This window comes from Pseudomonas sp. ICMP 8385, from assembly GCF_002699915.1.
Classification (GTDB): Bacteria; Pseudomonadota; Gammaproteobacteria; order Pseudomonadales; family Pseudomonadaceae; genus Aquipseudomonas; species Aquipseudomonas gessardii.
Window position 1 is genome coordinate 430,766 of record NZ_LKBY01000001.1, and the last position, 26,655, is coordinate 457,420.

The window sequence follows — 26,655 nt, forward strand, 5'->3', positions numbered from 1 at the left end:
GAACCATGGATAACGGCCTGATCCTTTTTTTAGTGGTCGCCATCGTTGCGCTTGGCCTGCTGGTCGCCGGCGTCTTCGTACTTGCCGGGCTCGGCTGGGCACTTGTGGCGGCGGGCGCCGGCTGCCTGGCGGCCGCTGGATTCATCCGCAAGGGGCTGACTGGTGAATAAACCTATCAAATCAGTCCTGCGCCAGGCTCTGTTCAAATCGGCCGAGCCTGGATTCGTGAAGTCTTCGCTCGCCGGATGGGTTGGGCGACGTATTGGTCTTGGCGATACGTCATTCTGGAACGGTTACTACGGCACCGATTCCGCCTCAGGCAAGACGGTAAGCCAGCAAACAGCGCTTCAGCTGTCCACGGTTTGGGCTTGCGTTCGTCTGATCGCTGAGACCTTGGCCACGCTGCCGATTGCGCTGTATGAGGACAAGGACGGCGTCCCCGTAGTGGCTTCATCGCACCCGGTGCACCGCGTCATCAGCATCCAGCCGAATGCCGACCAAACCCCAGTTGAGTTTTGGGAATGCGTGGTGGCTAGCCTACTTTTGGCCGGGAACAGCTTTAACGAGCCGCACCTGGTAGGTGGCGAGCTCTCTTCCCTGGAGTTCCTGCTACCTCAGGCGGTATCACCGCCGCGCCGGACCAGCAGCGGCGCCATTGAGTATCGGTTCATCGACAGCGAGGGCAAATCGCACACGCTTCTCGATGAGCAGATGATGCATACCCGCGGCTTTGGCACAGACCCCATGAGCGGTTTAAGCCCGCTCGCAATGGGTCGCAACGTATTTGGCGCCGCAATGGCTGCGGATGAGTCGGCTAGCAAGATGTTTGCTAACGGGATGAAGCTCGGCGGCGTTTTGTCTACTGATCAGATCCTGAATAAGGAACAGCGCAACGATATCCGCGAGGACATGGCGGCAAAATTTGCCGGCGCGGTTAACACCGGCAAGACCATGGTTTTGGAAGCCGGCATGAAGTACCAGCAAGTTTCCATGACGCCTGAAGATGCCCAGATGCTGCAAACCCGGGCGTTCAACGTTGAGGAGATTTGCCGCTGGTTCCGTGTTCCGCCTTGGATGGTGGGGCACACCTCGAACAGCACCAGTTGGGGGACGGGGATGGAGCAGCAGATGCTCGGTTTCCTCAGTTTTACCCTGCTGCCATGGATGAAACGTATTGAGCAAAGCATCAACAGGCGCCTTCTACGGCCCGATGAGCGCCGACGGTTTTACGCCAAGTTCAACCCGGAAGGCCTGCTTCGCGCAGACAGTGCGGCACGTGCGGCGTTTTACAGCTCCATGACGCAAAACGGCATCTACACCCGAGACGACTGCCGTATCAAGGAGAACCTAGCGCCTATGGGCGGTAACGCGGCGAAGCTCACCGTTCAATCCAACATGCTGCCGATCGACAAGCTCGGCGAAGGCTCGGGTGATGCCCAGCAAGCCCGTTCCGCGCTGCTGGACTGGCTCAATGAAAAACCCAAGGGGAACCAGGAATGAAACGCAAAGACCAGTCCCTGGCGGTGAAGTACCGCTCATTTGATTACGACGTGAAGGCTGTCAGCGATGACGGCCTTTTTTCTGGCTACGGATCGGTGTTTGGTGTCGTCGACAGCTACAACGAGGTGGTGGCGCCCGGGGCGTTTCTTGAGTCGATCGCCGATCTCAAAGCGAAAGGCCGATCGTTGCCAGTTCTCTGGCAGCACCGCACCGGCGAGCCAATCGGCTCCTGGTCCATGGACACCCTGAAAGAGGATGCCAAGGGATTGTTCGGCGATGGCGAGCTCTGGCTGGCTGATGCGCCGTATGCGCGTATCGCCATGCGCGGCATGAAGTCCCGATCCATCACTGGCCTTTCCATCGGCTATTACGTGCGTGAATCGAGCTTCGACGAGAAGACCCGCATCCGCACGCTGACCAAGCTCGACCTGGTGGAAATTTCCATTGTGACGGTGCCGGCCAACGATGAGGCGCGCACCGACACCATCAAGTCGAAGTTGGCACATGGCGGCCTTCCTTCCCTGAAAGAATTCGAGTTGCTCTTGCGCGAGGCAGGATTCTCGAAAAATCAGTCAACGGTGATTGCCAACCGTGGACTGCAACACCTGCTCCGGAGCGAGTCCGCGGGCGACCTGGCTGAAGCTGAACTCGTCGAGGCGATCAAATCGCGCCCGGCACTGACTCTCCCATCGTTTTGAGGATTCACCATGCATAACGCCATGAGCAACCAGGCTCGCGCCGAAAACCGTCAGATGCAACGCAAGGAGCACTCCGACGACAAGGTCCAACTGAAAGCGGTAACCGACCTGCTGGACCAGCGCGACCAGGAAATCAAAGCGTTCGCCGAGAAGGCGAACAAAGAAATCAAAGAACACGGCACCATTCTGGCCGATACCAAGACCGTTCTCGACGGCCTGGTAAAGGATGGCCTGGGCTTGCAGGATCGCCTACAGGACATCGAGCAGAAGCTGACTCGCCGCTTTGCGGCGAACGATCCAACTGATGCCAAGTCGGTAGGCGAAGAGCTGTCCGACTCGGAGGACTTCAAGGCCCTGCAAACTCGCGGCCGTGGCATCGCCCGCATTGGTCGCAAGGCCGTCACCAACATCACCAGCGCAACCACCGGTACTGGCGGCGTGGGCGTCGGCATCCAGCCAACGCGGGTACCTGGCATCGTTGCAGATCCGGAGCGTCAATTCGTCATCCGCGATTTGATCATGCCCGGCCGGACCGACTCTAACGCTGTCGAGTTCGTGCAAGAAAGCGGCTTCCAGAATATGGCGGCGATCCAGGCCGGTGAAGGCGCAGCGAAAGCTCAGTCTGACATCTCGTTTGCGCTGAAAACGACCAACGTCGTTACCATCGCTCACTGGTTCCGCGCCTCCAAGCAGGTTCTGTCCGATATCCCGCTGTTGCAGAGCTACATCAACGGCCGCGCGATCTACGGCCTGAAGTACAAGGAAGAAGAGCAGATCCTTGCCGGTAACGGCGTGGGCGGGAACATGCTCGGCCTGATCCCTCAGGCATCCGCCTTCAACAACGCCCTTCGCAAAGCCGGCGATACCAAGATCGATACGCTGCGTCGCGCCATCCTGCAGGTACGAATCGCCGAATACCGCGCCTCGGCGATCGCACTCAACCCCGTCGACTGGGCTGATATCGAGCTGACCAAGGACAGCACTGGCTCCTACATCTGGGTCAACGTCCAGGAAGGCGGCGCACAACGCCTGTGGAAGCTGCCTGTTGTGGACAGTAACGCTGTTCCAGAGGGTGAATTCCTGGTGGGCGCCATGAACATCGCGGCTCAGATTTTCGACCGCGAAGAGGCGGCCGTCGAAGTTTCGACTGAAGACGGCGACAACTTCCGTACCAACATGGTCACGATTCGCGCGGAAGAGCGCCTGGCTATGGCTGTGTACCGTGAAGAATCCTTCGTCCACGGTGAATTCGACGCGCCGTAAGGCTTCGACACCTCACAGGAGCGCACCCGGGAAACCGGGTGCGAACATCGATGCCAGACATCACTGTAAAAGCGATCAAGGGCTTCAATGCCGATGGCCTGGGTTCAGGCGAAAAGTATGTGAAGCGTGGCGCGGAATTCACCGTGGATGAATCAGTGGCCCGCGATCTACGCCGTAATGGCCTGATCGAGGGATACGACGTGAAGAACGCTCCTGCCCCGGAAAACAAGCAGGCCCCAACCCCTGCGAATAAAGCGGCAGCCAAACCCGCCACCAAGAAAAAGGCCGACTGACCATGAGCGTGATCGACATCGACCTGGCCATGAGGCATTTGCTGGCTGAGCCAGAGGACCAGGTGCTGGTGCAGTCGCAACTTGACGGTGCCGAGGAGGCTGCACAGCAGTTCCTGCAGCGCCGGTTCTTTGCCGATCAGGCCGCTGTTGATCTTGCCAAGGCCGCGACCATTCCGAGAACTCAGGCCGCCCGCGCTGCATACCGCGCTGCGCTGGTAGTAGCGGATGATCCGGAGAATGTTGAAGACCGGTGCCGGTTGCGCGAGAGGGCGCGCCGGACGCTGTCCGACACGTTCGAAGCAATCGACATGGACGACTTCGGTATTGTGATTAACAAGGCGATCGAGGCCGCGTGTCTGCTCAAACTTGGTCATCTGTTCGCCAATCGTGAGGAGGTGGTGGTCGGCAGCACTGCTGTTGAGCTTCCCCTGGCAAGCAAATCACTGCTGATGCCCTACCGCATCGGGATGGGTGCGTGATGCGTGCCGGACGTTTGCGACACCGCATAGATTTTGAAGAAAGGGCTTTAGTGCAAGACCAGAACAACGGGGAAATGATTCCAGGCTGGCGCCCTGTTCGTGAAAAGGTGCCGGCCGCATACGAACCGCTGAGCTCCAAGGATTTGTTCTCCGCGCAGGCGGCGCAATCCCAGGCAACGGTCAGGTTCGTGATCCGCCACTGGGCAGGCCTGCTGCCGACGATGCGGATCGTTCATCGCGGGAAGCTCTACAGCATCGAGGGCGAACCGCTCCCGGATCGGGATTCCGGCCTTGAATACCTGACGATATTGAGCAAAACGGGGGTGACCGATGGCTGATTGGGTCACGTACAACCTCACGGGCGCCGATGCACTGTCAGCCAGGTTCAAGGGACTGACGGAGGAAATGCGCCGCAAAGTGGTCACGCCGGCGGCCAAGGACGCAATGGACATAGTGCTGATCGACGCGAAGGACCGTGCATCGCGCATCGATGACCCGGAGACTGCCAACTTCATCCCGGCCAACCTGGCCATGGTTGAGCGCAAGGCGCTTGGGCAGGAGCTCGGCGCCGTGGTTATCTCGGTGGGCGTGCGAATGCGCAAGCGCGGCCAGAAGGGCGGCAACACGTTCTACTGGTGGTGGGTGGAGCTCGGTACCGAGAAGAACCGGGCAAAACCATTCCTTCGGCCGGCCCTTGCCAACAACCGCGAGCAGCTGTTCCAGGAATTCCTCAGCTCGGCGAAGTATCAGCTGATCAAACTGGGGGTGAATGAATGACCGCGCCCATTTTTCAGGTGTGCTCCGCGAGCCAGGCCGTCACTGCGCGGCTTGGCACCGGCCCTACGCGCCTTTACCCGCACGGCCAGGCGCCAGAGGGGGTAGAGCGGCCCTATGCCGTCTGGCAGGTTGTCAGCGGCTCGCCGATCAACTTCCTCAACTGCGTACCAAGTACGGATCGTTACGGCCTTCAGGTCGACGTGTACGCAGAAACAGCTTCTGCCGCTGATGACGTAGTGATGGTGCTGCGCCGGGTTATTGCCCAGCACGCTTATGTCACCGGCTTCGGGATCGACGACAAGGACAAGGACACCCACAGCTACCGCAAAGGTTTCGACGTTGCCTGGCTGGTGAGTTTGTAGCCGTAAATCAGAAAAGAACCACCCGCTTCGGCGGGTTTTTTATGCCCGCTCAAAAGTGATTTTCCAAGAAAATCGGGGAGTACAAATTGACCATTAAGACCCAAGGCACGGACCTCTACGCCATTGACCCGCTCACCAAAGCTATTTTGGTGGTCGGCTGCTTTACCTCCCTGGACGGGATCGATACCAGCATTGCGCAGATCGAAACGACCTGCATGAACTCCAGCGCCCGGGAATACGAGGCCGGTCTCGCTGAGCCTGGTTCGGCTTCTTTTGGCCTGAACATCGACCCGCAATCTGCGGCTCACGTCCGCCTGCACCGGCTCAAAACCGCCGGTACCAAACTGCTCTGGGCGATTGGCTGGTCTGACGGCCGCATTGTGAATGCCCAGGGCGAGCTGGAAGGAATCCCGCCGACTGTCAGCCAGGCCGGCGCGCTTTCGGCGATCTCACTCACCAGTGGCGGCACCGGCTACACCTCGGCACCTACTGTCGCTATTACCGGCGGTGGCGGCACTGGCGCTACTGCAACAGCAGCTGTTTCGGCTGGCTCGGTGACCGGTTTCACCATCACCAATGCCGGATCTGGTTACACCTCCGCACCAACCATCGCGCTCACTGGTGGCGGCGGCGGTACCGGCGCGGCCGCAACTGCTGTCGTTGGGTTGGAAGTCGATTTTGATCTGCCGAACACCCGCACCTGGATCACGTTCGAGGGCTACATGAACAGCTTCCCGTTCAGCTTCGCGCTGAATGACGTTGTGAAGTCCACCGTCGGCATCCAAGTGTCTGGCGACCCGGTATTTGTCCCTAAAGTCATCGCTCCATAAGGAATAACCATGGATCTCAGCATTAAAGCCCTGGCCGCAGCCGGAGCATTCGCCGGCATGGCGGTAAAAAAAGACATCGAGTGGTTTTCCGGTGGCAAAACGCAGAAGGCCACGATCTACGTGCGCCAAGAGTCTTTCATCGAGTTGACCCAGCGCTGGGAGTCGAAGGACGCCGGCGGCGATGTGCTCGCCGAGCGTATTGCCAACAACATTCTCAAGAAAGACGGCTCGCCAGTGTTCTCTGTTGGGGATGTGCTCGGCACCAACGACTCTGGCAATGGCCCGCTGTGCGCTCAGTTGACGCTGGCACTTCTGGCTGCACTCAACGAAGCAAATGGCATTGGTGAGGGCGCCGAAGAAAAAAAATAGGGCCCGCCGATGAGTTCTGGCATGAGCTGGTGCTCAACGGCATCGGCGGGCGATCCGTCGCTGAAGCGAAAGCCAGCCTCAGCTACACCGAGGTGCTTTCGTGGATGGCGTACGTCGAGCAGAACGGAACGCTGAACCTGGGCTTGAAAATTGAGCGTGGTGTCGCCCTGCTCGCCACCATTTTGAACAACGTGCACGGCGGCAAGGCAAATTTCGATGACTTCCTGCCTAAACGCGGGGAGCCAGAGGAAGAGGTTGAGGCGTCCGCGCAGGACCTGTTCGCGCTGTTGCAGTCGGTCAAGAGGTGATTTATGGCTGTTGATTCACTTGGCCAGCTAACGGTCGATCTGGTGGCCAACACTGGCGGCTTTGAAAAGGGGATGGACCGTGCAGAGCGAAAGCTCAAGTCCACAACCAAGGAGGCCGCCTACCAGGCCAAGGAGCTGGATAAGCTCGTTGGTCGCATTGATCCTGTTGTGGCGGCATACAGTCGCCTCGACAAGATGGAGGAGCAACTGCAGGCCCACCGCAAGGCTGGGCGACTACCCACTGCTGAGTTCGACCTCTATAAGAAAAAGATCGATGAACAGCGCGCTTCTATCGAGCAAACCGACAAGGTAATGCTCAAAAACGGACAGACCGCCAAGCAATACGCCGCGAACTTGCGGGGCGTGCCGGCTCAGTTCACAGATATTGCCGTATCGCTGCAGGCCGGCCAGAACCCCATGACGGTGTTCTTGCAGCAGGGTGGACAGCTCAAGGATATGTTCGGCGGGATTGGGCCCGCAGCACAGGCCTTGGGCGGCTACGTCCTCGGACTGATCAACCCGTTTACTGTTGCCGCCGCTGCGGCCGCTGTATTGGCCTTGGCTTACAAGCAGGGAAGCGACGAGGCCACGGCCTACACCACCTCCCTGGCCATGACTGGGAACACCGTAGGCACCACTGCTGGCCAGCTTTCCACGCTTGCCCAGCAGATTGCCCTGGCCAACGGCACTATCGGCAAGGCGTCTGGCGTCCTGGCGCAACTGGCGGGCTCTACTCGCATTCCCATTCAGGCCTTCGAAGGCATTGCTGCGGCCGCTATCCGGTTCGAATCGGCAACAGGGCAGGCCGCCGAGGAGACCGTCAAGAACTTCGAGAAGATCGCGAAGGACCCTGCTGCGGAGATTCTGAAGCTCAACGAGTCGATGAACTTTCTGACGGCAACCACCTATGAACAGATTAAGGCGCTCCAGGCGCAAGGCAAGACTCAGGAGGCCGCCGCGCTTGCCAATGACACCTATGAGCAAGGGCTTAACCGCACATCCGACTCGATCAAAAAGAACCTCGGGCTCCTCGAGGGCAGTTGGAGCGCTGTAAAAAACGCCGCGAAAGAAGCGTGGGATGCTGCGCTCAACGTTGGCCGCGAGGACACCTTAGACCAGCAGATCGCCGCGCTGGACAAGCAGCTCAATGACATTGCCAACGCTCGAAAGCTGAACAAATCCGATGGGTTTGACAATCTGGTGCCAAACGACAGCTTCCGTGTCGAGGCATTAGAGGCTGAGAAAACCCAGAAACTTGTTCTGAAGGCCGAGGAGGATCGCCGGGCGGCTGCCCGGGGCTTCCAGCAGCAGCAACAGCAACAAGCGCTGTCGGACCAGGTCTCTCTGGACAAACTGCGCAAGGAGACCGAGACCAACGCCGATAAGCGCGCACGCGAGCTGGGCGAATACCGGATGCTGGTCGAGCGCCGAATCATCCAGGCCCGCGCCTCCGGCGATAAGTCCCTGCTGATCTCCCCAGAGCAGCAGACCAAAGACATCGCCAACATAAACGACAAGTACAAAGATCCGAAGGTGGCCAGAACGCCGCTCTATCGCGAGGATGCGGGGATCAGGGCGCTCGACCAGGCCCGCCAGCAATACGCCGTCCTCCAGCGGCAAAACGGCCTGATTGGCGATCAGTCCGCAGCGAGTCAGACCCTTGGCGCGAATGCGAAAAAACTGGTCGAGTTCGAGCAACAGTTGGCCGATATCAAGGCCAAGAAAACACTCACGGCTGAGCAGCGGTCGCTGTTGGCCAGCCAGGACTTGATCACGGCCCAGCTCAAGCGCAACGCAGCGCTCGAGGCTGAGAACACGCTTCGCGAGAAGGGCCTGGAAACTCAGAAAAAACTCGCGGCATTCGATGAAAACCTGAAAAGCCAGCTTTCGAGCGCCCAGCAGGGCCTCGACAACAACCTGGCCGGTATTGGCCTGGGCGATGAACAGCGCAAGCGCCTACAGGAGCAGCGCGGCATTCAGCAGTCCTATCAGTCGCAAATGGACAAGCTGACCTCGGACTACAACAAGAGCAGCAAGGATCAGTTCAGCGCCGAGCTGTACAACAAGGAAACCCAGGCCCTTAAATCCGCGCTCGATCAGCGCCTGGCCATGCAAAACAAGTTCTACGAGGACGAAGATCAGGCCCGAAGCGATTGGTCGCTGGGGGCTTCCTCGGCTTTCCAGAACTACATGGATCAGGCAAAGGATGTCGCAGGGCAGACGCAGTCGGCGTTCACGTCGCTGTATGACGGCCTTACCGACGCCGCCGTCGATTGGGCTTTCGGGGCAGATCAGAGCTTTGGTGATGTGGCCAAGAGCTTTGCCAAGATGATTGCCAAGATGGCTTTGCAGTCAGCGGCATCGAACGTGTTCGCAAGTATCGCCGGCAGTGCAATCGGTAGCGCATTTGGTGGCGGTGGTGGCGCTGCGGTGTCAGCTGGCAGCACAGCGGCCGGGTACTCCGCTGATGTTCTTTCGAAATGGCCGGGCCTATCCGATGGGGGCTGGACTGGTCCTGGTGGTAAGTACGAGCCGAAGGGTGTTGTGCACGGCGATGAGTTTGTAATCCGCAAAGAGGTGGTTCAGCAACCTGGTATGCGCGGGTACCTGGAACGCCTGAACAAGAAGGGTTATGCGGACGGTGGCTATGTCGGGCTGTCCGGTGGGTCATCGTCAGCACCGACAGCCCCTGGGGGCGTCGTCATCCAGCAGTCGTTTGTGGTTCAGGGGGCGGAAAGTGGCACATCTCAGAAAGACTCTCAGGCCCTCGGCCAGGCCTACGCGGATATCGCCCGCCGTGGGGCTCAAGCGGAAATCGCCAAGGAAACTCAGCCCGGCGGGCAAATCTGGAGGCTTGTGAATGGCCGTTGAAGTCTTTGGTTGGTGTCCGTCGATCTCGGCCACCAGCATTCCCGAGTACCGCAATCGATCCTCAAAGTTTGGGAGCGGCTATGAGCAGGTTGTTGGGGACGGGCCGAATAATCGGCTCGATTCCTGGCCGCTTACGTTCGTTGTGAGAGAGGCGGTCGCCCTGCAAATCAAGGAGTTCCTCGACCGGCACGCTGGGCACAAGTCGTTTTTCTGGACACCGCCACTGGGAGAGCTTTCGTTCTTCCGTGGTACCGCGCCCTCGATCACCCCGAACGGCGCCGGAATGTTCACCCTGACCACCACTTTCACCCAATCTTTTCTTCCATAAGGGGCAACCATGCCGCTGATCAGCGATATCCAGGTTCTTGAACCTGGCAGCGAAGTGCTGCTCTTTGAGTTGGACGGCACGGACTTCGGCGCGGACGTTTTGCGCTTCCACGGTCACGCCATCCCGTACACGGCGGCTGAGTTGATCGCCGCCGGCGCCGATGCTGACCAACTGCCGGCGAAGGCGATCTACTGGAATGGCGAGGAGTACAACGCCTGGCCGATGCAGATCGACGGCATCGAGGCGAACGGAGACGGCACGGCCGTTCGCCCCACGTTGTCTGTCGGCAACGTTAACGGGCGAATCACTGCACTGTGTCTGGCGTTCCAGGACCTCGCGGATTTCAAGTTGACCATGCGGCATACGCTGGGCAGCTACCTTGACGCTGAGAACTTCCCAGAAGGGAACCCAACGGCAGATCCAACCCAGGAGACGATCGAGGTCTGGTACATCGACCAGAAGACGAACGAAGACGGGGAAACGGTCAGTTGGGAGCTGGCCAGCCCAGGCGACGTTGGCGGTGAGTCAATCGGCCGGCACGCCACGACGCTGTGCCATTGGTGCCTAACTGGTGGTTATCGCGGCCCTAATTGCAACTACACCGGGCCATACGTCACGAAGGATGGTTTACCCACAGACGATCCCGAACAGGACGAATGCGACGGCACGCTTGGAAAGGGGTGCGACCCTCGATTTGGGCGGGACAACCCCATGCCATTCGGGGGATTTCCCGCTGTGTCCCTCATCGCCAGGAGCTGAAAAATGCGCAAACACATCATCGCAGCCATACAGGCGCATGCGGCGGCCGAGTACCCGAAAGAGTGCTGCGGGCTTTTGATTTCCGTGGGCCGGGCGGAGAAGTACTTCCCTTGCAGGAACATCGCCGCCGATCCGAACGAAGAGTTTCGGATCGACCCGGAGGAGTACGCCGCGGCCGAAGATATTGGGGAGGTGATTGGCGTAGTGCATTCGCATCCCGACGCTACCAGCAGGCCGTCACCGCGTGACTTGGCAATGTGCGAGGCCACGGCCTTGCCCTGGCACATTCTGTCGTGGCCCGAGGGGGATCTACGGACGATCACCCCGACCGGCAGCGTGCCGCTACTCAAGCGACCGTTTGTTCATGGGGCTTGGGACTGTTGGGCTGTATGCGCCGAGTGGTATAAGCGCGAATGGGGGATTGAGTTCGAAGCCTTCCAGCGTGCCGATGGCTGGTGGGAGAGTGCGGATAACGCCAGCCTGTACGAGCAGCACTACGAGGCCGCCGGATTCGTGCGCGTCGACCGTCCGCAGCGTGGCGACATGATCGTGATGCAGGTTGGTCGGACGGCTCACCCGAATCATGCCGGCATATACCTGGGCACCGATCCATCGCTACCCGGCGAAGACTCGGGCACGTTCGGCCCCGGGCCTTTTCTCCTGCATCACCTTTACGGCAGGCCATCTGAGCTGATCGTTTTTGGCGGCCCTTGGCTGGATCGCACGCGCCTGGTGCTGCGTCACCGTGATGCTCGGTGATAAGGTGGCTCATCTTCCACAGGAGTGAACCGCATGAAATTGATCATAGGCGTGTTGGCGGTAACGCTGCTCGCGGGCTGCGCAACTTCCCCTATCCCATCCGACAAGGCAGACCCTGTACCTGCTTCAAGACTGCTGGCGAACCAAGCGCAACGTGAAGGCGATGCAGTGTTGATTATCACCAGAGATACGGGTTTCGTCGGCGGCGGCTGTAATACAACGATCAGCATTGATGGTCACAAATCAGCAGAAATCGGGCCAGGGGAAACTGCAAAGTTTTACGTTCCAGCTGGCGATCACATCGTCTCCGCTACCTCTTGTGGCAGCGGGCTAAAAGAGCGCGAGGCCTTGTTGAAGCCTGGTGGCACGAAGCGCTTCAGGATATCTACCGACTCAGCGATGAGTATGGATTTATCACCTACGACCTACTGAAAGAAAGCCGCCCTAGGGCGGTTTTTTATTGCCTGGAGAATGAGATGGCTGCAACAGCAGTGCATTACAGTCCACGAACAACTATTCAGCTCGGCAGCATTCTGGGAAGAAAGTTCTTCCGGCAGAAGGATTACCAGTTGGAAACGGGTAACGCATGGGAGGTTTTCAAGGCGCTGAGGGTCACAGTTGACGGTTTTTCGGAAGAAGTCGCCCGTCTTGATAGGCTCGGCATGAGGTTCGCCATTGTCCGCAATGGAAAAAACGTTGGCGAGAAAGGCTTCGATCTGGGAGGAATAAAAACTCTTAAAATCGTGCCAATAATTGCTGGCAGCAAACGCGCCGGGCTTCTCCAAACGGTGCTCGGGGTTGTCCTGATTGCTGTGGGCACCTATTTCAAACAGCCTTGGGCCGTTCAGCTTGGTATTGGGTTAGCGGTGGGCGGCGCAATGCAAATGCTCAGTCCCCAGGCATCAGGCCTCAAGCAAAGCGCTTCGCCGGAAAATATGCCCAGCTATGCGTTTGGATCTGCCAAGAACACCACCGCCAGTGGCAACCCGGTGCCGATCTGCATCGGCCGCCGCCGGTGGGGCGGCATGATTATCTCGGCCTCGATCTATGCCGAGGACAAAACGTAAGCAGAAGAGCCGCACCGCGACCGCCCAAGTGGCGGTTTTTTATTGCCTGGAGGAAAGCATGGGCGCAGTTGCACAAATCGATGTTCATGGCGAGAAGGGCGGTAGCAGCAAGCCGAAGTCGCCGACCGAAGCCAGCGATAGCTTGCGCTCGACCAACTTGGCAAAGCTCTTGATTGCTGTTGGTGAGGGTGAGTTTGACGGCGTTCCTACCGACTATGACATCTACCTGGATAACACACCGATTCGTGATGCCAGCGGCAACTACAACTTCCCGAATGTGAAGTGGGATTGGCGCCCAGGCTCCGTTGATCAGACCTACATCCCCGGAATTCCAGCGGTAGAGAACGAGACATCGCTGAACGTCGAGTTGCGCAGTGATTCTCCGTGGGTGCGCTCGATCACCAATATCCAGCTATCAGCCGTGCGCCTACGTTTTGCATGGCCGGCATTACAACGGCAGGATGATCAAGGCAATGTCGTGGGCTACCGTATCGATTACGCCATTGATGTGGCCACCGATGGCGGCCCATATCAACAGGTCTATCCCGACGCTGTAGACGGCAAAACGACCACACGCTACGAACGCTCGCGCCGCGTTGATTTGCCTACAGCAACCACTGGTTGGCTGATCCGTGTTAGGCGGCTGACACCGAATCAGAACAGCAACAGGATTGCTGACACCATGCTGATTGCGGGCATCACGGAAGTTATAGATGCCAAGCTGCGCTACCCAAACACAGCGCTTCTTTACATCGAGTTCGACGCCGAGCAGTTCACCAATATTCCGGCCGTCACCGTGGAGTGCAATGCGCGCCGGTGGATGGTGCCGAGCAACTACGACCCAGTCCAGCGCACCTACAGCGGAGCGTGGGACGGCACTATGAAGTCAGCCTGGACCAACAACCCGGCCTGGATCACGTTCGGAGTGTGCACGGAGGATCGTTTTGGACTTGGTAAACGTATCAAGTCGTTCATGGTTGATAAGTGGGAGCTTTTCCGAATCGCCCAGTATTGCGATCAACTGGTTCCGAACGGCCTGGGCGGTACCGAGCCGCGCTTCCTTTGTGACATGAACCTGCAAGGCAAGGCTGATGCCTGGTCGCTGCTCCGCGATATCTCGGCCATTTACCGAGGCATGACCTACTGGGCTCAGGGCCAACTGGTCATGCAGGCTGATATGCCTCGCGCGCAGGACTTCGACTATGTATTCACCAGGTCGAACGTCATCGGCGGGAAGTTTTCGTACGGCAGCGCCTCGGCCAAAACTCGATATACCCGGGCCCTGGTCAGCTACGATAACCCGGCCAACAACTACGACACCGATGTCATTCCATTCGCCGACCCTGATCTCCAGCGCCGCTACGGTGATCGTCCTACCGAACTCAGTGCCATTGGTTGCACTCGCGCTTCAGAAGCCCAGCGCCGCGGGAAATGGGCAATCCTGAGTAACAACCAGGATCGCACTGTGTCATTCAAAACTGGCATGGAGGGCGTGATTCCGCTGCCAGGTCACATCATCCCGGTGGCCGACTCGTTGCTGGCTGGGCGCGAGGTAGGCGGGCGAATAGCAGCAGCTTCTGGTCGTGTGGTGACGCTTGATCGCAACACCCAGGCCAAGGCCGGTGATCGATTGATCATCAACCTGCCGGGTGGCCGCGCCGAAGGGCGAACCGTGCAAAGCGTCAGCGACCGCGATGTGACCGTGACCATCGCCTACAGTGAGCCGCCTGTGCCGCAGTTGCAGTGGGCGCTCGATGCTGATGATCTGGCCATTCCGCTGTACCGGGTGATTCGTACAAAACGCACGCTCGAGGGCGACTTCGAGATCAGTGCGTTGCAGTTTGAACCGAGCAAGTTTGCGCGCATCGACACCGGAGCACGATTGGAGGAGCGCCCGATCAGCGTGATTCCTATCGCTGTTGTTCCAGCGCCTGCAAGTGTCTCGGTTGCGGCGGCGTCTTCGGTCGTGCAAGGCCTGGCGGTGGCGACAATGACTATCAGCTGGCCCGCCGTAGACGGTGCAGTCGGATATGACGTGGAGTGGCGCAAGGACAGTGGCAACTGGATCAAGTTGCTGCCAACCGGACAGACTAACGTTGACGTGGTCGGTATTTACGCGGGCGATTATGTAGCCCGGGTGCGGGCGGTGAGCGCCTTTGACTTCTCGTCACAATGGCGAAACTCGACCCTTACCAACCTGAAGGGTAAAGAGGGTGTGCCGCCGGCGGTGGCGTTCCTGAGCACCACCAGCATGGTCTACGGCATCGGCATCCAGTGGGGTTTTCCACCAGGTGCAGAGGACACCCAGCGCACGGAGGTCTGGTATAGCGAGTCGCCGGACCTGGCGACGGCGATCAAGTTGAGCGACTTCAGCTACCCGCAGGCTTCTCATGAGATGTACATCCCTGTCGCCGGCGCGTCGTTCTTCTTTTGGGCTCGGCTGGTCGACCGCACTGGAAATATCGGACCGTTCTACCCGGTACCCGACGCAGTAAACGGCGCATCAAGTTCCGTCCAAAGCGAATACGAGAAACACTTCGAAGGGATGATCAGCAAAGGTTCGCTGTACCAGAGCCTGCGCGAAGAGATCGAGCTGATCTCTGGCGATGGGCCTGGGTCCGTCAATGATCGGCTGACGGAGGCCAAGGCAGAGCTGGAGGGGTTGCTGGGCCAGATTACCGGGGCAGAGCCGTACAACCCGGATGAGCCCTACACCGCTGGCGCATTCACGCAAAAGGATGGGCACCTGTACCAGGCGACTGGCCCGGTACCGGCCGGCGAAGCGCCGCCAAACCCGCTGTACTGGAAGGATATCGGCACAATCCTGCAAACCACCAACGCGCTGGCCCAGCAGGTTCAACTGGTCACCAGCATGATCGAGGAGATCGAGGGCCAGGTGGTGGCCACCGCGACGTCGGTTGAGGCGCTGCGCTCGGCTGCCCGTGGCGATGATGGCGCGGGCGATCTGGCGGACGCGGTGAAAGGGTGGCAATCGACCGCTGATCTCGGGATTGAGAAGCGCACGCGGGCTTCTGAAAGCGATGCAATGGCGCGGCAACTCACCACGATGGAGGCGCGGGTGGGGGCGAACCAGTCCGGGCTGACCGTGCTGGAGCAGGTGGTGGCCACCAACAAGCAGACGGCAGCCACTCAACTGACTCAGCTCAAAAGCGACTTGGAGTTGACCGAAGAGAAGGTAGCCGGCAATTCCCAGGCCATTACCGGCCTCGACACCAAGGTCACCAACCTCGACGGTAAGGTCACGTCTCAAGCGTCCAGCAATGAGGCGCTGCGGGCTTCGGTGCGCGGCGATGATGGTTCCGGTGATCTTGCCGGCGCGATCAAGGCCTGGGAGTCGACAGCCAGCTTTGAGGTTGAGAAGAAGGTCCAGGCTTCCGCCAACCAGGCCCTGGCCAGAACCTCGGAAACCCTGCAGTCGAGCATCGGACAGACGAATGCCTCGGTTCAGCAAGTGAGCGAGACGGTTGTCGATCTCAACGGCAAGGTATCTGCGCAGACCACGATCAAAACCAAGACTACCGCCAACGGCAAAACAGTAATGGCGGCCCTGGCACTGGGTAGCGATGGGGAAACGTCGGAGATCCTGGCGTTTGCGCAGCGCTTCGCGATTGTCGACGAGGTCAGTGGGCAGTTGATTACGCCGTTCGTTGTGAGCGGCGGTCAGGTGTTCATCAACCAGGCGGTGATCAACAAGGCATTTATCCAGGAGATCATTCTGGGCATGACGCTGCGATCTGAGGCTGTCGACTCCAGGGGGCGCCCGCTGCTGGAGATCAATGTGAAGGCGGGCACATTCGTACTTCGCGGCGATGGTACTGGTGGCTCGATCCTGCTCAATAACAACGGCCTTGCTGTGTATGACGGCAATGACGTACGTCGGACAATGACCGGCAATCTAAGACTTTGACTGGGTTGAAGTTGCAGGGGAGGTGTGGGTATGGACTTTGGTTTAAGTGTGTTTGATGCGAACGGCATTAAAACATTGGGTATGGAGGATTTCACTCTACAGAAGTTGGCGGTATTGATAGTCCCGGCGGCTACGGGTGGCGGGCGCGGGTCTAACTATGAGTACATCCTTATGGATGTTCCAGGCTATGACCCCGCCACCTGCTTTGTCACGATCACCCCCAAAGTTTACGCGCCATATGATCAGATTGGGCGCCCTGATACTTGGGGTGGACTGCCTACCTATACCGATTTGGGAGGGACGAGAATTGCGATTTACACCCAAATCAACTACCGCGAGCCAGATGGCGGTGGCGGTGGTAAAAACCGCGAGATGTGGACGCGCAATGTCGTAGAGAGCGTTGTGGAAGTGGTCAAGGTGAATTGATATGGATGACTACGGTTTTATCGCTGTAAACGATCATGGGTCGGTCAGCATCAGCAGCACCTACAAGGTACTGGTGTTCTCTGAAAGGGGGCAGTTCAGGATTCAATCTCGCTACACGGATAAGCCCGGCAAAGGGCAGTTTAACTTTGCCAAACCTATTCGCACCGTGGAGCCGCCCCAGATATTTTTGCGGACGATAACGGCCTCACACGACAACCTCGGCTTGTACATCTCAATCGAAGGATCGTCGGGCAACTGGACCGGCTTCCATGTCACGTCAGCCGTTCGGGGCGGCAGCGTATTGCAAGATTATTTAATGGAGTTTGTGTCTTGTAAGTACTCAGATCAAAGCAGTTCGACTGAGTACGGGCTTGAAGTGCGGGATGAGCAAAATCGAATAGTGTTTATCTCAAGTGATCGAGTTGTTCGCTTCGGGAAGTTCGCAAAAAAATGGACTGTCGGCAGAGGGACCTTTGTAGATACCTACTACAGCGATGTGGTGATTGACGCAAGCGACTTCATATGTGTTTCAAGTATGGATCGCGGCATCATGTGGTTTGCAAATAACTCGCAGTATGCAGGTATCACCATTTTGGATGGTGGCGTTCCGGTGTTGCAGATATTCAACCAGAAACAGTACCTCGACCGGTTTTATTGGCAGGGCTCAGACGGTTTTTTTCTGGGCGTACCTGTCTGCAAGTTTCCAATAGAACGTTACTACAACTAATTTCAAGTGCCGATATGGGCACTCAACTGGAGAAACCTATGGCTTCTTGGTTTTCAGAAGGGACTGTGAGCGTTCAGAACGGGAGCCCGACAGTAACGGGCGTCGGCACCAAGTTCTCGAACTGCCGTGCCGGGGATATGTTTGTCGGCCCTGACCAGGGCATCTATCAAGTGATCAACCCCGCAAGCGATACGTTGCTTGCCATTTCGCCGGCGTACCGTGGGCCTGCCGTTGGCGGCGCCGGGTACGGGATTGTGCCCGTTAACGGATATCCCAAAGCCCTGGCCGACGCGGTGAATCAATTTGTTCAGCAGTGGGGCGCAACGCTCGCGGGCTTGGGTGATGTGTCCACTCAGGATGTCGTGCCGGTAGCCATGGGCGGCACCGGTGGCAGAAACCCGACTGAGGGACGTGCTGGCCTGGGGCTGGGTACTGCTGCAACAGCGGCCGTGACCGTGGGTAACGTCGATACCACTCCGGGCCGAGTGTTGAAAGTTGGTGATTTTGGCGTTGGCGCAGATTGCGTAATCGTCTCTGACTGGAACGATGCTTACAACAATCTTGGTAGCGCGTTCATCGCGGGCAACGCTGTCTCTCCTGGTGGCACGGGAGAAACGATTAACGCAACTGGCATCAACCTCCGGCGGGGCGGCCTGGTAGGGGCCCAGTTGATGATTTACAACGGCGATAGCCGGCTCTTCTTTCGGTCTGCATTCGGTGGCTTTGGCCCATGGGTGCAGGTTTACCACACCGGCAACACTACTCGTATGGCCGACAACACGCTGAGGGCGATCTGATCATGGCAAGAGCAGCAATTAACATCACCGGCACGGGTGAGAAGTTCGATTTCGTCTCGCTGGGAGGGACCGAGGTGACCTGTTATCGCCAGGGCGTGGGCGTTTACTGTGTCACTGGCACCCTGGGCATGGTCCCATTCCCGCCGCTCGATCAGGGCTGGGGCTACGGGCTTCACCCCTCGGACAACCCCGCCGAGGTGGACATTGCGTTTGATGACGGCCTGCTCACGGTCACCGTGACGAAAGAGGGCAAGCCGTACGATTTGAAGGTCATGATCACTCTGCACATCCTGGTGCCTGACCGCCCTCCACAGGCAGAGCTGCCGGCGCCGGAAATTGATCCTGTGGCGGCTGCACAGACCCAGATCGCGCACCTGCGAGCCGAGGCGGATTACGCAATCGCGCCACTTCAGGACGCCGTCGATATCGACGAAGGGACCGAGACAGAGCTGGCGACCCTCAAGGCCTGGAAGAAATACCGTGTGGCCCTGAACCGTGTGCCTGAGCAGGAGGGCTACCCACTCGCCATTGATTGGCCCGCCGCGCCGTAGCGCCGCGCTGTCGTCGACCACACCCGCCATCGAGCGGGTTTATTTTTGCCTGGAGAAAAGCATGACCACTTCCGATAAAGACCGGGACATCCTGGCGCGCACGCTCTGGGGTGAGGCCCGCGGCGAGGGGCTGGACGGCCAGATCGCCGTGGCCTGGACCATCCGCAACCGCGTGTTCGACGGCAAGGCCAAGTCCTGGTGGGGGGAGGGCTACGCCGGCGTGTGCCTGAAGCCCTGGCAGTTCAGCTGCTGGAACCAGAACGACCCGAACTACGCCTACCTCAGCGGCGCCAAGCCGATCCCGGCCGCGCAGTTCGCCCAGGCCCAGCGTGCGGCTGACCAGGTGATGGCCGGTGCGGTACCGGATCCAACCGGTGGGGCCACGCACTACTACGCAACCACGATGCCCAAGGCCCCGGCCTGGGCGGCGAAGGCCAAGCAGACGTTGCGCCTCGGGCACCACGTCTTCTTCAAGGATGTGCCGTGATGACGCCCGTGCAGAAGCTGGCCGGGCTGGTGGTGCTGGTCCTGGTGCTGATGGCCAGCGCCGCCGGCGTCACCTGGCAGGTGCAGGACTGGCGTCTGGGTAAGAAGCTGGCCGAGCAGGCCGGCCTGCACCAGGGCGAGCTGGCTGCCGTCAGCGCGGCGGCCGCCAAGCAGGTGAACGAAGAGCAGGGCAGGCGCCTGGCCCTGGAGAAGACCCTGGCCACCTCCGATCAACAACACACCCGAGAACTTTCCGATGCTCAACGCAACCAGGCTCTGCTGCGTGACCGCCTTGCTACTGCTGATGTGCGGCTGTCAGTCCTTCTCGACGCCACGGATTCAGCCAGTGGCTGCAACGTGCCTCCCGCCTCCGGCGCCGTCGGCGTGGTTCATGCAGCCCGTCGAGCCCAACTTGACCCAGCGCATGCTCAACGAATTATCGCCATCACCGATGCCGGCGACCAAGGATTGATCGCGCTGCGGGCGTGCCAGGCGTACGTCAGGGCCATTGCGCCCTGACCTACATTCCCGGTCGAAAAAATTAACACGCCCCCAACAAACACCCCCTTTGCAAAGGATTGCAAAAATGACAAACCCAATCGTTCCATGGATGGGCGGCAAGCGTCGCCTCTCGAAGCGCCTGCTGGCCCTGTTCCCAGAGCATGAATGCTATGTTGAGGTATTCGCCGGCGGCGCCGCGCTGTACTTCAAGCGCGAGCAGCCCGCGAAGGTGGAAGTGCTAAATGATATAAACGGCGAGCTTGTGAACCTGTATCGCGTGGTTCAGCACCACCTCGAGGAGTTTGTGCGCCAGTTCAAATGGGCGCTCAGCTCGCGGCAGATCTTCGAGTGGCAGAAGATGGCGGTGCCGGAAACATTGACGGACATCCAGAGGGCGGCGCGGTTCTTCTATCTCCAGCACCATGCCTTCGGAGCCAAGACAACCGGTCAGGTCTTTGGCACGGCGACCACGGGCCGGCCGATCAATCTGCTGCGGATCGAGGAAAACCTGTCACAAGCCTGGCAGCGCCTTTCCGGTACCTACGTCGAGAATCTGCCGTGGTTGAGGTGTGCCGAGAAATACGATCGGCCACACACCTTCCACTACATGGACCCGCCCTACTGGAAAACGGCAGGGTATGGCGCTGAATTTGGTTTTGAGCAATACGAACGAATGGCCGAGTTCATGCGGGCCTGCCAGGGCAAGGTGATGGTCAGCATCAATGACCACCCAGATATCCGGCGCGTGTTTGATGGGTTCCGGTTTGAGTCGATGGATATCCGCTACAGCACCGCAAACCCACGACAGGGCAAGGCGGCGGTAACCGGCGAGCTGGCGATCATGAACTGGTAAATGGTCGATAGCGCAACACTCAAAAAGCTGTCTAAAACTACCTCGGCCTATCCCGGTTTCATTGGGCGAAACAGGCGCTATCTCTCATAAGAGTTTTAGACAGTGAGTCGCTGCAAGCCACGCAGTCAGCTGCGTGCGACCTTCTCCAGCCCATACTGCTGCATCATCGGGGTGTGGGAGGACAGATCGGACGTATTTTTACTCATTGGGTAGTAGGCAAGTTCGTTGAAAGTGATGGGGCAAAGGGGGCGCTTGGCCCAGCATTTTTTGCGATGGGGGCAAGGTTAACACGCGAGGTCAGTGCTTCGCAGTTCACAAACGGCCAGGTACAACCGCAGACCCCATGCACGAAATATGCAAATTAGCATTTGCCAACCCCCAAAACTCCCGTCACTATCCCCGTTATGCAAAAACGCAACGTTTCAATCGTCTTAAGAGAGCTGCTCGATCGCGACGGGATCTCCCCCACGGAGCTTCACCGGCGTACCGGCGTGCCTCAATCCACTCTGTCCCGGATTCTCAGCGGCAAGATCGTTGATCCATCGGACAAGCACATCTCGCGTATCGCCGATTATTTCCGCGTAAGCACCGACCAGTTGCGCGGGCGCGCGGGGGCGGCGTGGCAGGATGAGCGCGATCCGATGCATTCGGAGCTCAAGGATATAAGCCTGTGGGACGACGACACGCCCGTTAATGATGACGAGGTGTCGATCCCCTTTTTGCGCGAGGTTGAATTGGCTGCTGGATCAGGAAGATTCGTCATCGAGGAAAGCGAGAAGGCCAGCCTGCGTTTTGGTAAGCGCAGCCTGCGGCATAACGGTGTGCAGTTCGACCAGGCCAAGTGTGTGACGGTACGCGGCAACAGCATGCTGCCGGTGCTGCGCGATGGGGCGACGGTAGGGGTGAATGCCGGCAAGAGCGGGATCGGCGATATCGTGGATGGTGACTTGTATGCCATCAATCACAACGGTCAATTGCGGGTCAAACAGCTCTATCGCCTGCCTTCGGGGATCCGCCTGCGCAGCTTCAACCGGGATGAGCATCCCGATGAGGACTACAGCTTCCAGGAGATCCAGGAAGAGCAGATCAGCATCCTCGGTCACGTTTTTTGGTGGGGCATGTACGCCCGCTAACCCTTCTTTGTAAGAAGCAGCCCGCCCAAGAGCGGGCTTTTTTTCGTCTGTGGAAAACCGCCAAGTAGCCACCCCTCAAGGCTTTTATGCGAATTCGCATAAATTTCGCAAAATAAAATGCATTTATGCATTGACTGTATATGCATACATGCATATTCTCCATCTCAAGCCAGCCAACAAGGCCTGGTGGAGGCGGCAAGGATGCTGCCAAGGAAGACAAGGAAGGCACGTAACACTGGCATGGACGCCACCGAGTGATGGCAAGGACGCCAGGCAACACCGGCAAGGATGCCGACGCTCTTTAGTTTCACGGTTTTACAACAGGCAGCGATGAACCGGCCTTGACGGTTCAGAGGGTTGGCAACTGACCCGGGTGTGCAGCGTAAAGCACCAGAAGCAGTTATCCGGCAGACAGGGATCGTGGTCGGAAAAACATCAAGGAAGAATCCGTAACGCGCCAGTAGCGCCTAAGGACAGCATTACTGAAAAGCCTGGGCCACCGGGCTTTTTGGAATGCCTACCGACAACCCCATCCATCTATTGACCCAAGCACCGGCCACCTGCCGGTTTTACGCATTCCAGGAGGCGTGACATGACAAACGAGCAGCAAGCGTTGGCAGAAATGCCTATCTGGCTGGTGATTATTTTGGCCCTGATCGGCGGCGTGTCCGGGGAGATGTGGCGCGCCGACAAGGAGGGCGCCCGCGGTTGGTCGCTGGTCCGCCGCCTGGCCCTGCGTTCCGGGGCCTGCATGGTGTGCGGGGTTTCAGCGTTGATGTTGCTGTACGCCGCTGGCATGTCGATCTGGACGGCCGGCGCGCTCGGGTGCTTGACCGCCATGGCCGGTGCCGACGTCGCCATCGGCCTTTATGAGCGCTGGGCTGCCAGGCGCATCGGGGTCAACCCGCCCCCGGATTCAAAGTGATTGTTGCAAGGAAGCCACCCATGACCCTCATTGAAAAACCTTCACAGCTGCCGATTGCCGTCGGCCAGGCCCTGCGTGCAGCGTTCCCCGAGCTACGGGTGGGCAGCCCGCCGGGCATTCTGGCGGCGGATGAAACCGCCGTGGCGATCATGGTCGAGCGCAATGGCCCGGGCGTACGCTCCCTTGAAGGGCGCAAGGCCCATGTCTTGTCGATTTCGCTCAAGGTCATGGCCGCCCAGGGCGCGCAGCCCTTTGACGCCTGCGACCTGGCAAGCCGGCTGATGGACCTGGTGCTGGATAACCGTTGGCAGTTGCCGCCGGCCCAGTGCGATGTGCCGGTGAATATCGTTGCGCTGCCGTCGACCCCGGTGGGGGCCGAACCCAACTACGACAGTTGGACCGTGTCCTTCAGCCAGACCCTTTACCTCGGCCCGCCGCTGCTCGACGACCCCATCGGCAAGCCGCTGTTTGCCCGGACCTGGGAAGTGTCGGATATCGACGACCCCGATCAATACCGGCCATTGCAGGAGTAGCCCATGTTCGATGCACTGTTACGCCTGCAATTGGCGCCCATTGTCGAGCGCCTGGCACAGATGGAAACCCAGCTGGAAGACCTCTATCGGCGGGCCGAGAGCTTTTGCCGGATCGGCGTGTGCCAGGAAGTTGATGCGGCCAGCAACACCTGCAAGGTCAGCCATGGCGAGTTGCTGACCCCGGCGATTCGCTTTTTCAACCCCAGCGCCGGGGCGCAGACGGAAACGCGGATCCCCACAGTGGGTGAGCAATGCCTGTTGCTCAACTACGGCGGCGGCGAGGGTGGGGGGCAGTCAGTGGCGCTGTTTGGCCTGAACAGTGATCGCTTCCCACCGCTGTCCAGCGTGGCCAGCCTGACGAGCCGGCGTTACCCGGACGGGACGCAAAGTGCTTATGACGCCGCAGGCCATGTCATGAATTGGAGCAATGGCCCCACGGTCTTCAGCGGTTCTCGCGAGCAGGTGGAAATAAGCCTGGGCGCCGCCCGTTTGGTCATGACCGCCGCCGCCATCAGTGTGCAGGTCGGTGCAGTCGGCATGCTGCTGGATGCGTCCGGCGTTCACTTGAGTGGCCCGGTGGTGGATCACCAGGGCCGAGTTATCAGCACGGCATAAGGATTTGCCATGATCGGAATTGAGAGAAACACCGGGGCCGTGGTGGACGACTGGCCGCAATTTGTCCAGCGCGCCACCCGGGCCCTGACCACGCCGTTGGGCACACGGCAGAAACGCCCGCTATACGGTTCGCTGATCCCGCAACTGCTGGGGCAGAACCTGGGCGACGATCTGCTGATCCTCGCCCAAAGCCACGCCGCCCAGGCTTTTTACAACCCGCAGAACGGCATCGGCGATTTTGTGCCGCAAGTCATCGTCGCCAATCGCCAGGGCGCAGGCCTGTTGCTGCGGTTTGCCGGCACTTGGAAAAACCGCAAGCAATCCTTCGAGGTGGTGACATGAGCATGTTGATCCCCGGGCAGAACCAATTGGCACCGCCCGACCTGATTGCCGTCGACGAATTCGAGCCGCTGCTGGCGCAGTTCAAGGCGTTTGTCGTCGACTATGTGGCCGCCCGCGCCCCGCAAAGCGCGGCCAAGCTCAAGGTCAGCCTGGACAACGAAAGCGAGTTGCTGACCCTGGCCCTGGAGGCGTTTTGTGTGCGCCTGCAAACCCATGAGCGCAAGTACAACGCGCGGATCCAGCAGATGCTGGCGTGGTGGGCCACCGGCAGCAACCTGGACGCGCGCCTGGCCGATATGGGCCTGGAGCGCCAGGTGCTCGACCCCGGCGACCCGGCGGCATTCCCGCCCGTGCCGCCGACCCTCGAAAGCGATGATGATGCCCGGCTGCGTTACTACCTGGCACCCCACGCGCCGGCCGCCGGTTCACGCATGCAGTATCGGCGCGAGGTGTTTACCCTCGGCGAGCGGCCGGCGGTCAAAGTCCACAGTACCGCTGCGGGCGTGGTCACGGTCAGCTACACCTTCGACCCGGATGGTTATGCCGCCCAGGTCAAGGATGGCAACGCCCGGCGCACCGCGCCAGGAGAGGTGATGGTCACCGTGCTGTCCCGTGCCGGCAATGGCACACCGTCGGCAGATTTGCTTGACGGGGTGCGGCGCCATTTCGCCCGGCCCGATGTCCGCCCGGAAACCGATTGGGTGACGGTGCAGGGCGCGCAGATCGTGCCGTACAAGATCCGCGTAGTGGCCAAGATCAACGCCGGCCCCGACTCGGGGCTGACGCAAGTGGCGGCCCAGCAGTTACTGCAGACCTATGCTGAGTCCTGTCACTGCCTGGAAGGGCGCGTGGACCCGAGCTGGATCGACTACACCATCCACACCGCCGGGGCCGCGCAACTGGAGATTCTCGAACCGCTGGCGCCGATTATCACCACGGCGTTCCAGGCGCCGTATTGCACGGGTGTCGAGGTACAGGTGCGCAGCTTATGAATGAACAATCACCCAGCCTGTTGCCCGCCAACAGCTCACCGCTGGAGAAGGCGCTGGACCTGGGCTTTGGCCGCCTGCTCGAACGGGTCGTCCCGCCATTCCCGGCGCTGATGAACCCGCTGCAAACGCCAGCGCCATTCCTGCCTTACCTGGCCGCCGACCGTGGCGTCAGCGAATGGGATGCCTCTGCCGGCGAAACCGAAAAACGCCTGACGGTGGCACTGTCCTGGCAGATCCAGCGCCAGGCCGGGACGCCCAAGGCCTTGAGCCACGCGGTCGAGTCCCTGGGGTTCACCCCCAATATCCTGGCCTGGTACCAACAGCGCCCGCCGGCCCAGCCCTACACCTTTGACGTGCAGGCGATCATCGGCCGCAGTTGGTCCAGTGGCGACCACAACCGCCTGATCCGCCGCATCAACGCGGCCAAGAGCGAGCGCGACCTGGCCACCATCACCCTGGTGCACGAAGTGTTCGGTGGGCTGCCGATGACCGGCGCCGCCCACCGTGCGCTGAACGACGGCGAGCTGTCGCTGTGGGGCGCCTTGCCGGAACTCGCGTTGAGTTCAAGGCTTAACAGTGCGGGCCTGGCCCAGCACTACACCATTAACGACTACGACCTCAGGGCGCAGCCATGACCGATGACATTACGCGCCTGGTGCGCTTCACCTCCAAGGGTTTGGATGAAGTGCTGCAGGCAAAGAACCAAGGCTTGAAAGGCGAAATCACCCACATCGCCGCCGGCACCGGCCGCTACCACCCCACCGGCAACGAAACCGCCCTGCGCGATGAGCGCCAGCGCGTGGCAATTGTGGATTACGAAGACCTGGGCCAGCACCAACTGCGCATGGCCGCGCTGTTTGATGGCGATGGCGAGTACGAGATTGGCGAGTTTGGGTTTTATCTCGCCAGTGGCACGTTGTTGGCCGTGTATTCGGTGGCGGGGCAGTTGCTGACGTATAAGGCGGCGGCTGCGCGGGTGCTGCAGAAGTTTACGTTGGATATTTCGCCGTTGCCGGTGGATAGCGTGACGATTGTGGTGGGGAGTGAGAGCTTGAATGTGTTGTTGACCGAGGAGATTGCAGAGCTTGCTACGGCCAGCGTTGACAATATGGCTCGGCATGTCGGTGTTCTATTTAGAGTCATGGCTCTGGAAGCCAAGTGACGAGCTGATTCATAAGATAAG

Annotated in this window: 34 protein-coding genes; all 34 read left to right on the forward strand. The window is 59.5% G+C overall.

Going from position 1 to position 26,655, the window contains the following annotated elements:
• The first annotated feature begins 5 nt into the window (after positions 1-5).
• The 34 genes from AO268_RS32610 to AO268_RS02210 all read left to right on the forward strand — a co-directional run bounded on the left by AO268_RS32610 (position 6) and on the right by AO268_RS02210 (position 26,634).
• The gene (locus tag AO268_RS32610) at positions 6-170 is read left to right on the forward strand and encodes a hypothetical protein (protein ID WP_099167761.1); all 165 of its coding nucleotides are present in this window, start codon (positions 6-8) and stop codon (positions 168-170) included.
• On the forward strand, positions 163-1,500 hold the full coding sequence (locus tag AO268_RS02050; RefSeq protein WP_218927872.1) for a phage portal protein: 1,338 nt from the start codon (positions 163-165) through the stop codon (positions 1,498-1,500). Before AO268_RS32610 ends, AO268_RS02050 begins: the two co-directional genes overlap by 8 nt.
• Entirely contained in the window at positions 1,497-2,198 is a 702-nt protein-coding gene (locus AO268_RS02055) for an HK97 family phage prohead protease (RefSeq protein ID WP_099167762.1), read from the forward strand. Before AO268_RS02050 ends, AO268_RS02055 begins: the two co-directional genes overlap by 4 nt.
• A gap of 9 nt (positions 2,199-2,207) precedes the next feature.
• Positions 2,208-3,461: a phage major capsid protein gene (locus tag AO268_RS02060; RefSeq protein ID WP_099167763.1), complete on the forward strand. Its 1,254-nt coding sequence runs from the start codon at positions 2,208-2,210 to the stop codon at positions 3,459-3,461.
• A 50-nt stretch (positions 3,462-3,511) separates the two neighbouring features.
• Entirely contained in the window at positions 3,512-3,754 is a 243-nt protein-coding gene (locus AO268_RS02065) for a hypothetical protein (RefSeq protein ID WP_099167764.1), read from the forward strand.
• Between the two features lie 2 nt (positions 3,755-3,756).
• Positions 3,757-4,233, forward strand: a complete 477-nt coding sequence (locus AO268_RS02070; protein ID WP_099167765.1) for a head-tail connector protein — start codon at positions 3,757-3,759, stop codon at positions 4,231-4,233.
• Positions 4,233-4,571, forward strand: a complete 339-nt coding sequence (locus tag AO268_RS02075; RefSeq protein ID WP_099167766.1) for a phage head closure protein — start codon at positions 4,233-4,235, stop codon at positions 4,569-4,571. Before AO268_RS02070 ends, AO268_RS02075 begins: the two co-directional genes overlap by 1 nt.
• Positions 4,564-5,010: an HK97-gp10 family putative phage morphogenesis protein gene (locus AO268_RS02080; RefSeq protein ID WP_099167767.1), complete on the forward strand. Its 447-nt coding sequence runs from the start codon at positions 4,564-4,566 to the stop codon at positions 5,008-5,010. Before AO268_RS02075 ends, AO268_RS02080 begins: the two co-directional genes overlap by 8 nt.
• Positions 5,007-5,372, forward strand: coding sequence for a tail completion protein gp17 (gene gp17 / locus AO268_RS02085; RefSeq protein WP_099167768.1), 366 nt, complete (start codon positions 5,007-5,009; stop codon positions 5,370-5,372). Before AO268_RS02080 ends, gp17 begins: the two co-directional genes overlap by 4 nt.
• Positions 5,373-5,458: 86 nt before the next feature.
• A complete protein-coding gene (locus AO268_RS02090) occupies positions 5,459-6,202 on the forward strand; it encodes a phage tail tube protein (protein WP_099167769.1) in 744 nt (247 codons plus the stop codon).
• Between the two features lie 9 nt (positions 6,203-6,211).
• The gene (locus AO268_RS02095) at positions 6,212-6,571 is read left to right on the forward strand and encodes a phage tail assembly chaperone family protein, TAC (RefSeq protein WP_099167770.1); all 360 of its coding nucleotides are present in this window, start codon (positions 6,212-6,214) and stop codon (positions 6,569-6,571) included.
• 29 nt (positions 6,572-6,600) lie between these two features.
• Positions 6,601-6,879, forward strand: coding sequence for a phage tail assembly protein T (locus AO268_RS02100; RefSeq protein ID WP_257154326.1), 279 nt, complete (start codon positions 6,601-6,603; stop codon positions 6,877-6,879).
• 3 nt (positions 6,880-6,882) lie between these two features.
• Positions 6,883-9,750, forward strand: a complete 2,868-nt coding sequence (locus tag AO268_RS02105; RefSeq protein WP_099167771.1) for a phage tail tape measure protein — start codon at positions 6,883-6,885, stop codon at positions 9,748-9,750.
• Positions 9,740-10,078 (forward strand): phage tail protein, encoded by a 339-nt coding sequence (locus AO268_RS02110; protein ID WP_099167772.1) that lies wholly within the window; start codon positions 9,740-9,742, stop codon positions 10,076-10,078. The genes AO268_RS02105 and AO268_RS02110 overlap by 11 nt, the downstream gene beginning before the upstream one ends.
• 9 nt (positions 10,079-10,087) lie before the next feature.
• Positions 10,088-10,837: a phage minor tail protein L gene (locus AO268_RS02115; protein ID WP_099167773.1), complete on the forward strand. Its 750-nt coding sequence runs from the start codon at positions 10,088-10,090 to the stop codon at positions 10,835-10,837.
• Positions 10,838-10,840: 3 nt separating this feature from the next.
• The gene (locus AO268_RS02120) at positions 10,841-11,596 is read left to right on the forward strand and encodes a C40 family peptidase (protein WP_099167774.1); all 756 of its coding nucleotides are present in this window, start codon (positions 10,841-10,843) and stop codon (positions 11,594-11,596) included.
• Positions 11,597-11,629: 33 nt separating this feature from the next.
• The gene (locus AO268_RS02125; protein ID WP_099167775.1) at positions 11,630-12,028 is read left to right on the forward strand and encodes a hypothetical protein; all 399 of its coding nucleotides are present in this window, start codon (positions 11,630-11,632) and stop codon (positions 12,026-12,028) included.
• A 44-nt stretch (positions 12,029-12,072) separates the two neighbouring features.
• Complete coding sequence (locus AO268_RS02130) at positions 12,073-12,663, forward strand: tail assembly protein (protein ID WP_099167776.1); 591 nt, start codon at positions 12,073-12,075, stop codon at positions 12,661-12,663.
• A 58-nt stretch (positions 12,664-12,721) separates the two neighbouring features.
• A complete protein-coding gene (gene gpJ, locus AO268_RS02135; protein WP_099167777.1) occupies positions 12,722-16,591 on the forward strand; it encodes a TipJ family phage tail tip protein in 3,870 nt (1,289 codons plus the stop codon).
• A 30-nt stretch (positions 16,592-16,621) separates the two neighbouring features.
• Positions 16,622-17,017, forward strand: a complete 396-nt coding sequence (locus AO268_RS02140) for a hypothetical protein (protein WP_099167778.1) — start codon at positions 16,622-16,624, stop codon at positions 17,015-17,017.
• 1 nt (position 17,018) lies between these two features.
• Positions 17,019-17,744 carry a hypothetical protein gene (locus AO268_RS02145; protein ID WP_099167779.1) on the forward strand — a complete coding sequence of 242 codons (726 nt, stop codon included), beginning with the start codon at positions 17,019-17,021 and terminating at the stop codon, positions 17,742-17,744.
• Between the two features lie 14 nt (positions 17,745-17,758).
• A complete protein-coding gene (locus AO268_RS02150) occupies positions 17,759-18,541 on the forward strand; it encodes a hypothetical protein (protein ID WP_141562768.1) in 783 nt (260 codons plus the stop codon).
• Between the two features lie 2 nt (positions 18,542-18,543).
• Entirely contained in the window at positions 18,544-19,092 is a 549-nt protein-coding gene (locus AO268_RS33485) for a tail fiber assembly protein (protein WP_099167781.1), read from the forward strand.
• 61 nt (positions 19,093-19,153) lie between these two features.
• A complete protein-coding gene (locus AO268_RS02160) occupies positions 19,154-19,579 on the forward strand; it encodes a cell wall hydrolase (RefSeq protein WP_099167782.1) in 426 nt (141 codons plus the stop codon).
• Positions 19,579-20,097 (forward strand): lysis system i-spanin subunit Rz, encoded by a 519-nt coding sequence (locus AO268_RS02165; protein ID WP_099167783.1) that lies wholly within the window; start codon positions 19,579-19,581, stop codon positions 20,095-20,097. The genes AO268_RS02160 and AO268_RS02165 overlap by 1 nt, the downstream gene beginning before the upstream one ends.
• Positions 20,098-20,164: 67 nt before the next feature.
• Positions 20,165-20,932 carry a DNA adenine methylase gene (locus AO268_RS02170; protein WP_099167784.1) on the forward strand — a complete coding sequence of 256 codons (768 nt, stop codon included), beginning with the start codon at positions 20,165-20,167 and terminating at the stop codon, positions 20,930-20,932.
• A 404-nt stretch (positions 20,933-21,336) separates the two neighbouring features.
• A complete protein-coding gene (locus tag AO268_RS02175) occupies positions 21,337-22,065 on the forward strand; it encodes a LexA family transcriptional regulator (RefSeq protein ID WP_076961796.1) in 729 nt (242 codons plus the stop codon).
• A 592-nt stretch (positions 22,066-22,657) separates the two neighbouring features.
• Positions 22,658-22,990, forward strand: a complete 333-nt coding sequence (locus AO268_RS02180) for a phage holin family protein (protein ID WP_076961797.1) — start codon at positions 22,658-22,660, stop codon at positions 22,988-22,990.
• Positions 22,991-23,010: 20 nt separating this feature from the next.
• Positions 23,011-23,523, forward strand: a complete 513-nt coding sequence (locus AO268_RS02185; RefSeq protein ID WP_099167785.1) for a hypothetical protein — start codon at positions 23,011-23,013, stop codon at positions 23,521-23,523.
• A 3-nt stretch (positions 23,524-23,526) separates the two neighbouring features.
• Positions 23,527-24,138: a phage baseplate assembly protein V gene (locus AO268_RS02190; RefSeq protein ID WP_076961799.1), complete on the forward strand. Its 612-nt coding sequence runs from the start codon at positions 23,527-23,529 to the stop codon at positions 24,136-24,138.
• Between the two features lie 9 nt (positions 24,139-24,147).
• Positions 24,148-24,480 (forward strand): phage baseplate protein, encoded by a 333-nt coding sequence (locus AO268_RS02195; RefSeq protein ID WP_029295280.1) that lies wholly within the window; start codon positions 24,148-24,150, stop codon positions 24,478-24,480.
• Entirely contained in the window at positions 24,477-25,472 is a 996-nt protein-coding gene (locus tag AO268_RS02200; RefSeq protein WP_076961800.1) for a baseplate J/gp47 family protein, read from the forward strand. Before AO268_RS02195 ends, AO268_RS02200 begins: the two co-directional genes overlap by 4 nt.
• Positions 25,469-26,107: a phage tail protein I gene (locus tag AO268_RS02205; protein WP_099167786.1), complete on the forward strand. Its 639-nt coding sequence runs from the start codon at positions 25,469-25,471 to the stop codon at positions 26,105-26,107. The genes AO268_RS02200 and AO268_RS02205 overlap by 4 nt, the downstream gene beginning before the upstream one ends.
• Entirely contained in the window at positions 26,104-26,634 is a 531-nt protein-coding gene (locus tag AO268_RS02210; RefSeq protein WP_099167787.1) for a phage tail-collar fiber domain-containing protein, read from the forward strand. Before AO268_RS02205 ends, AO268_RS02210 begins: the two co-directional genes overlap by 4 nt.
• Positions 26,635-26,655: the final 21 nt, after the last annotated feature.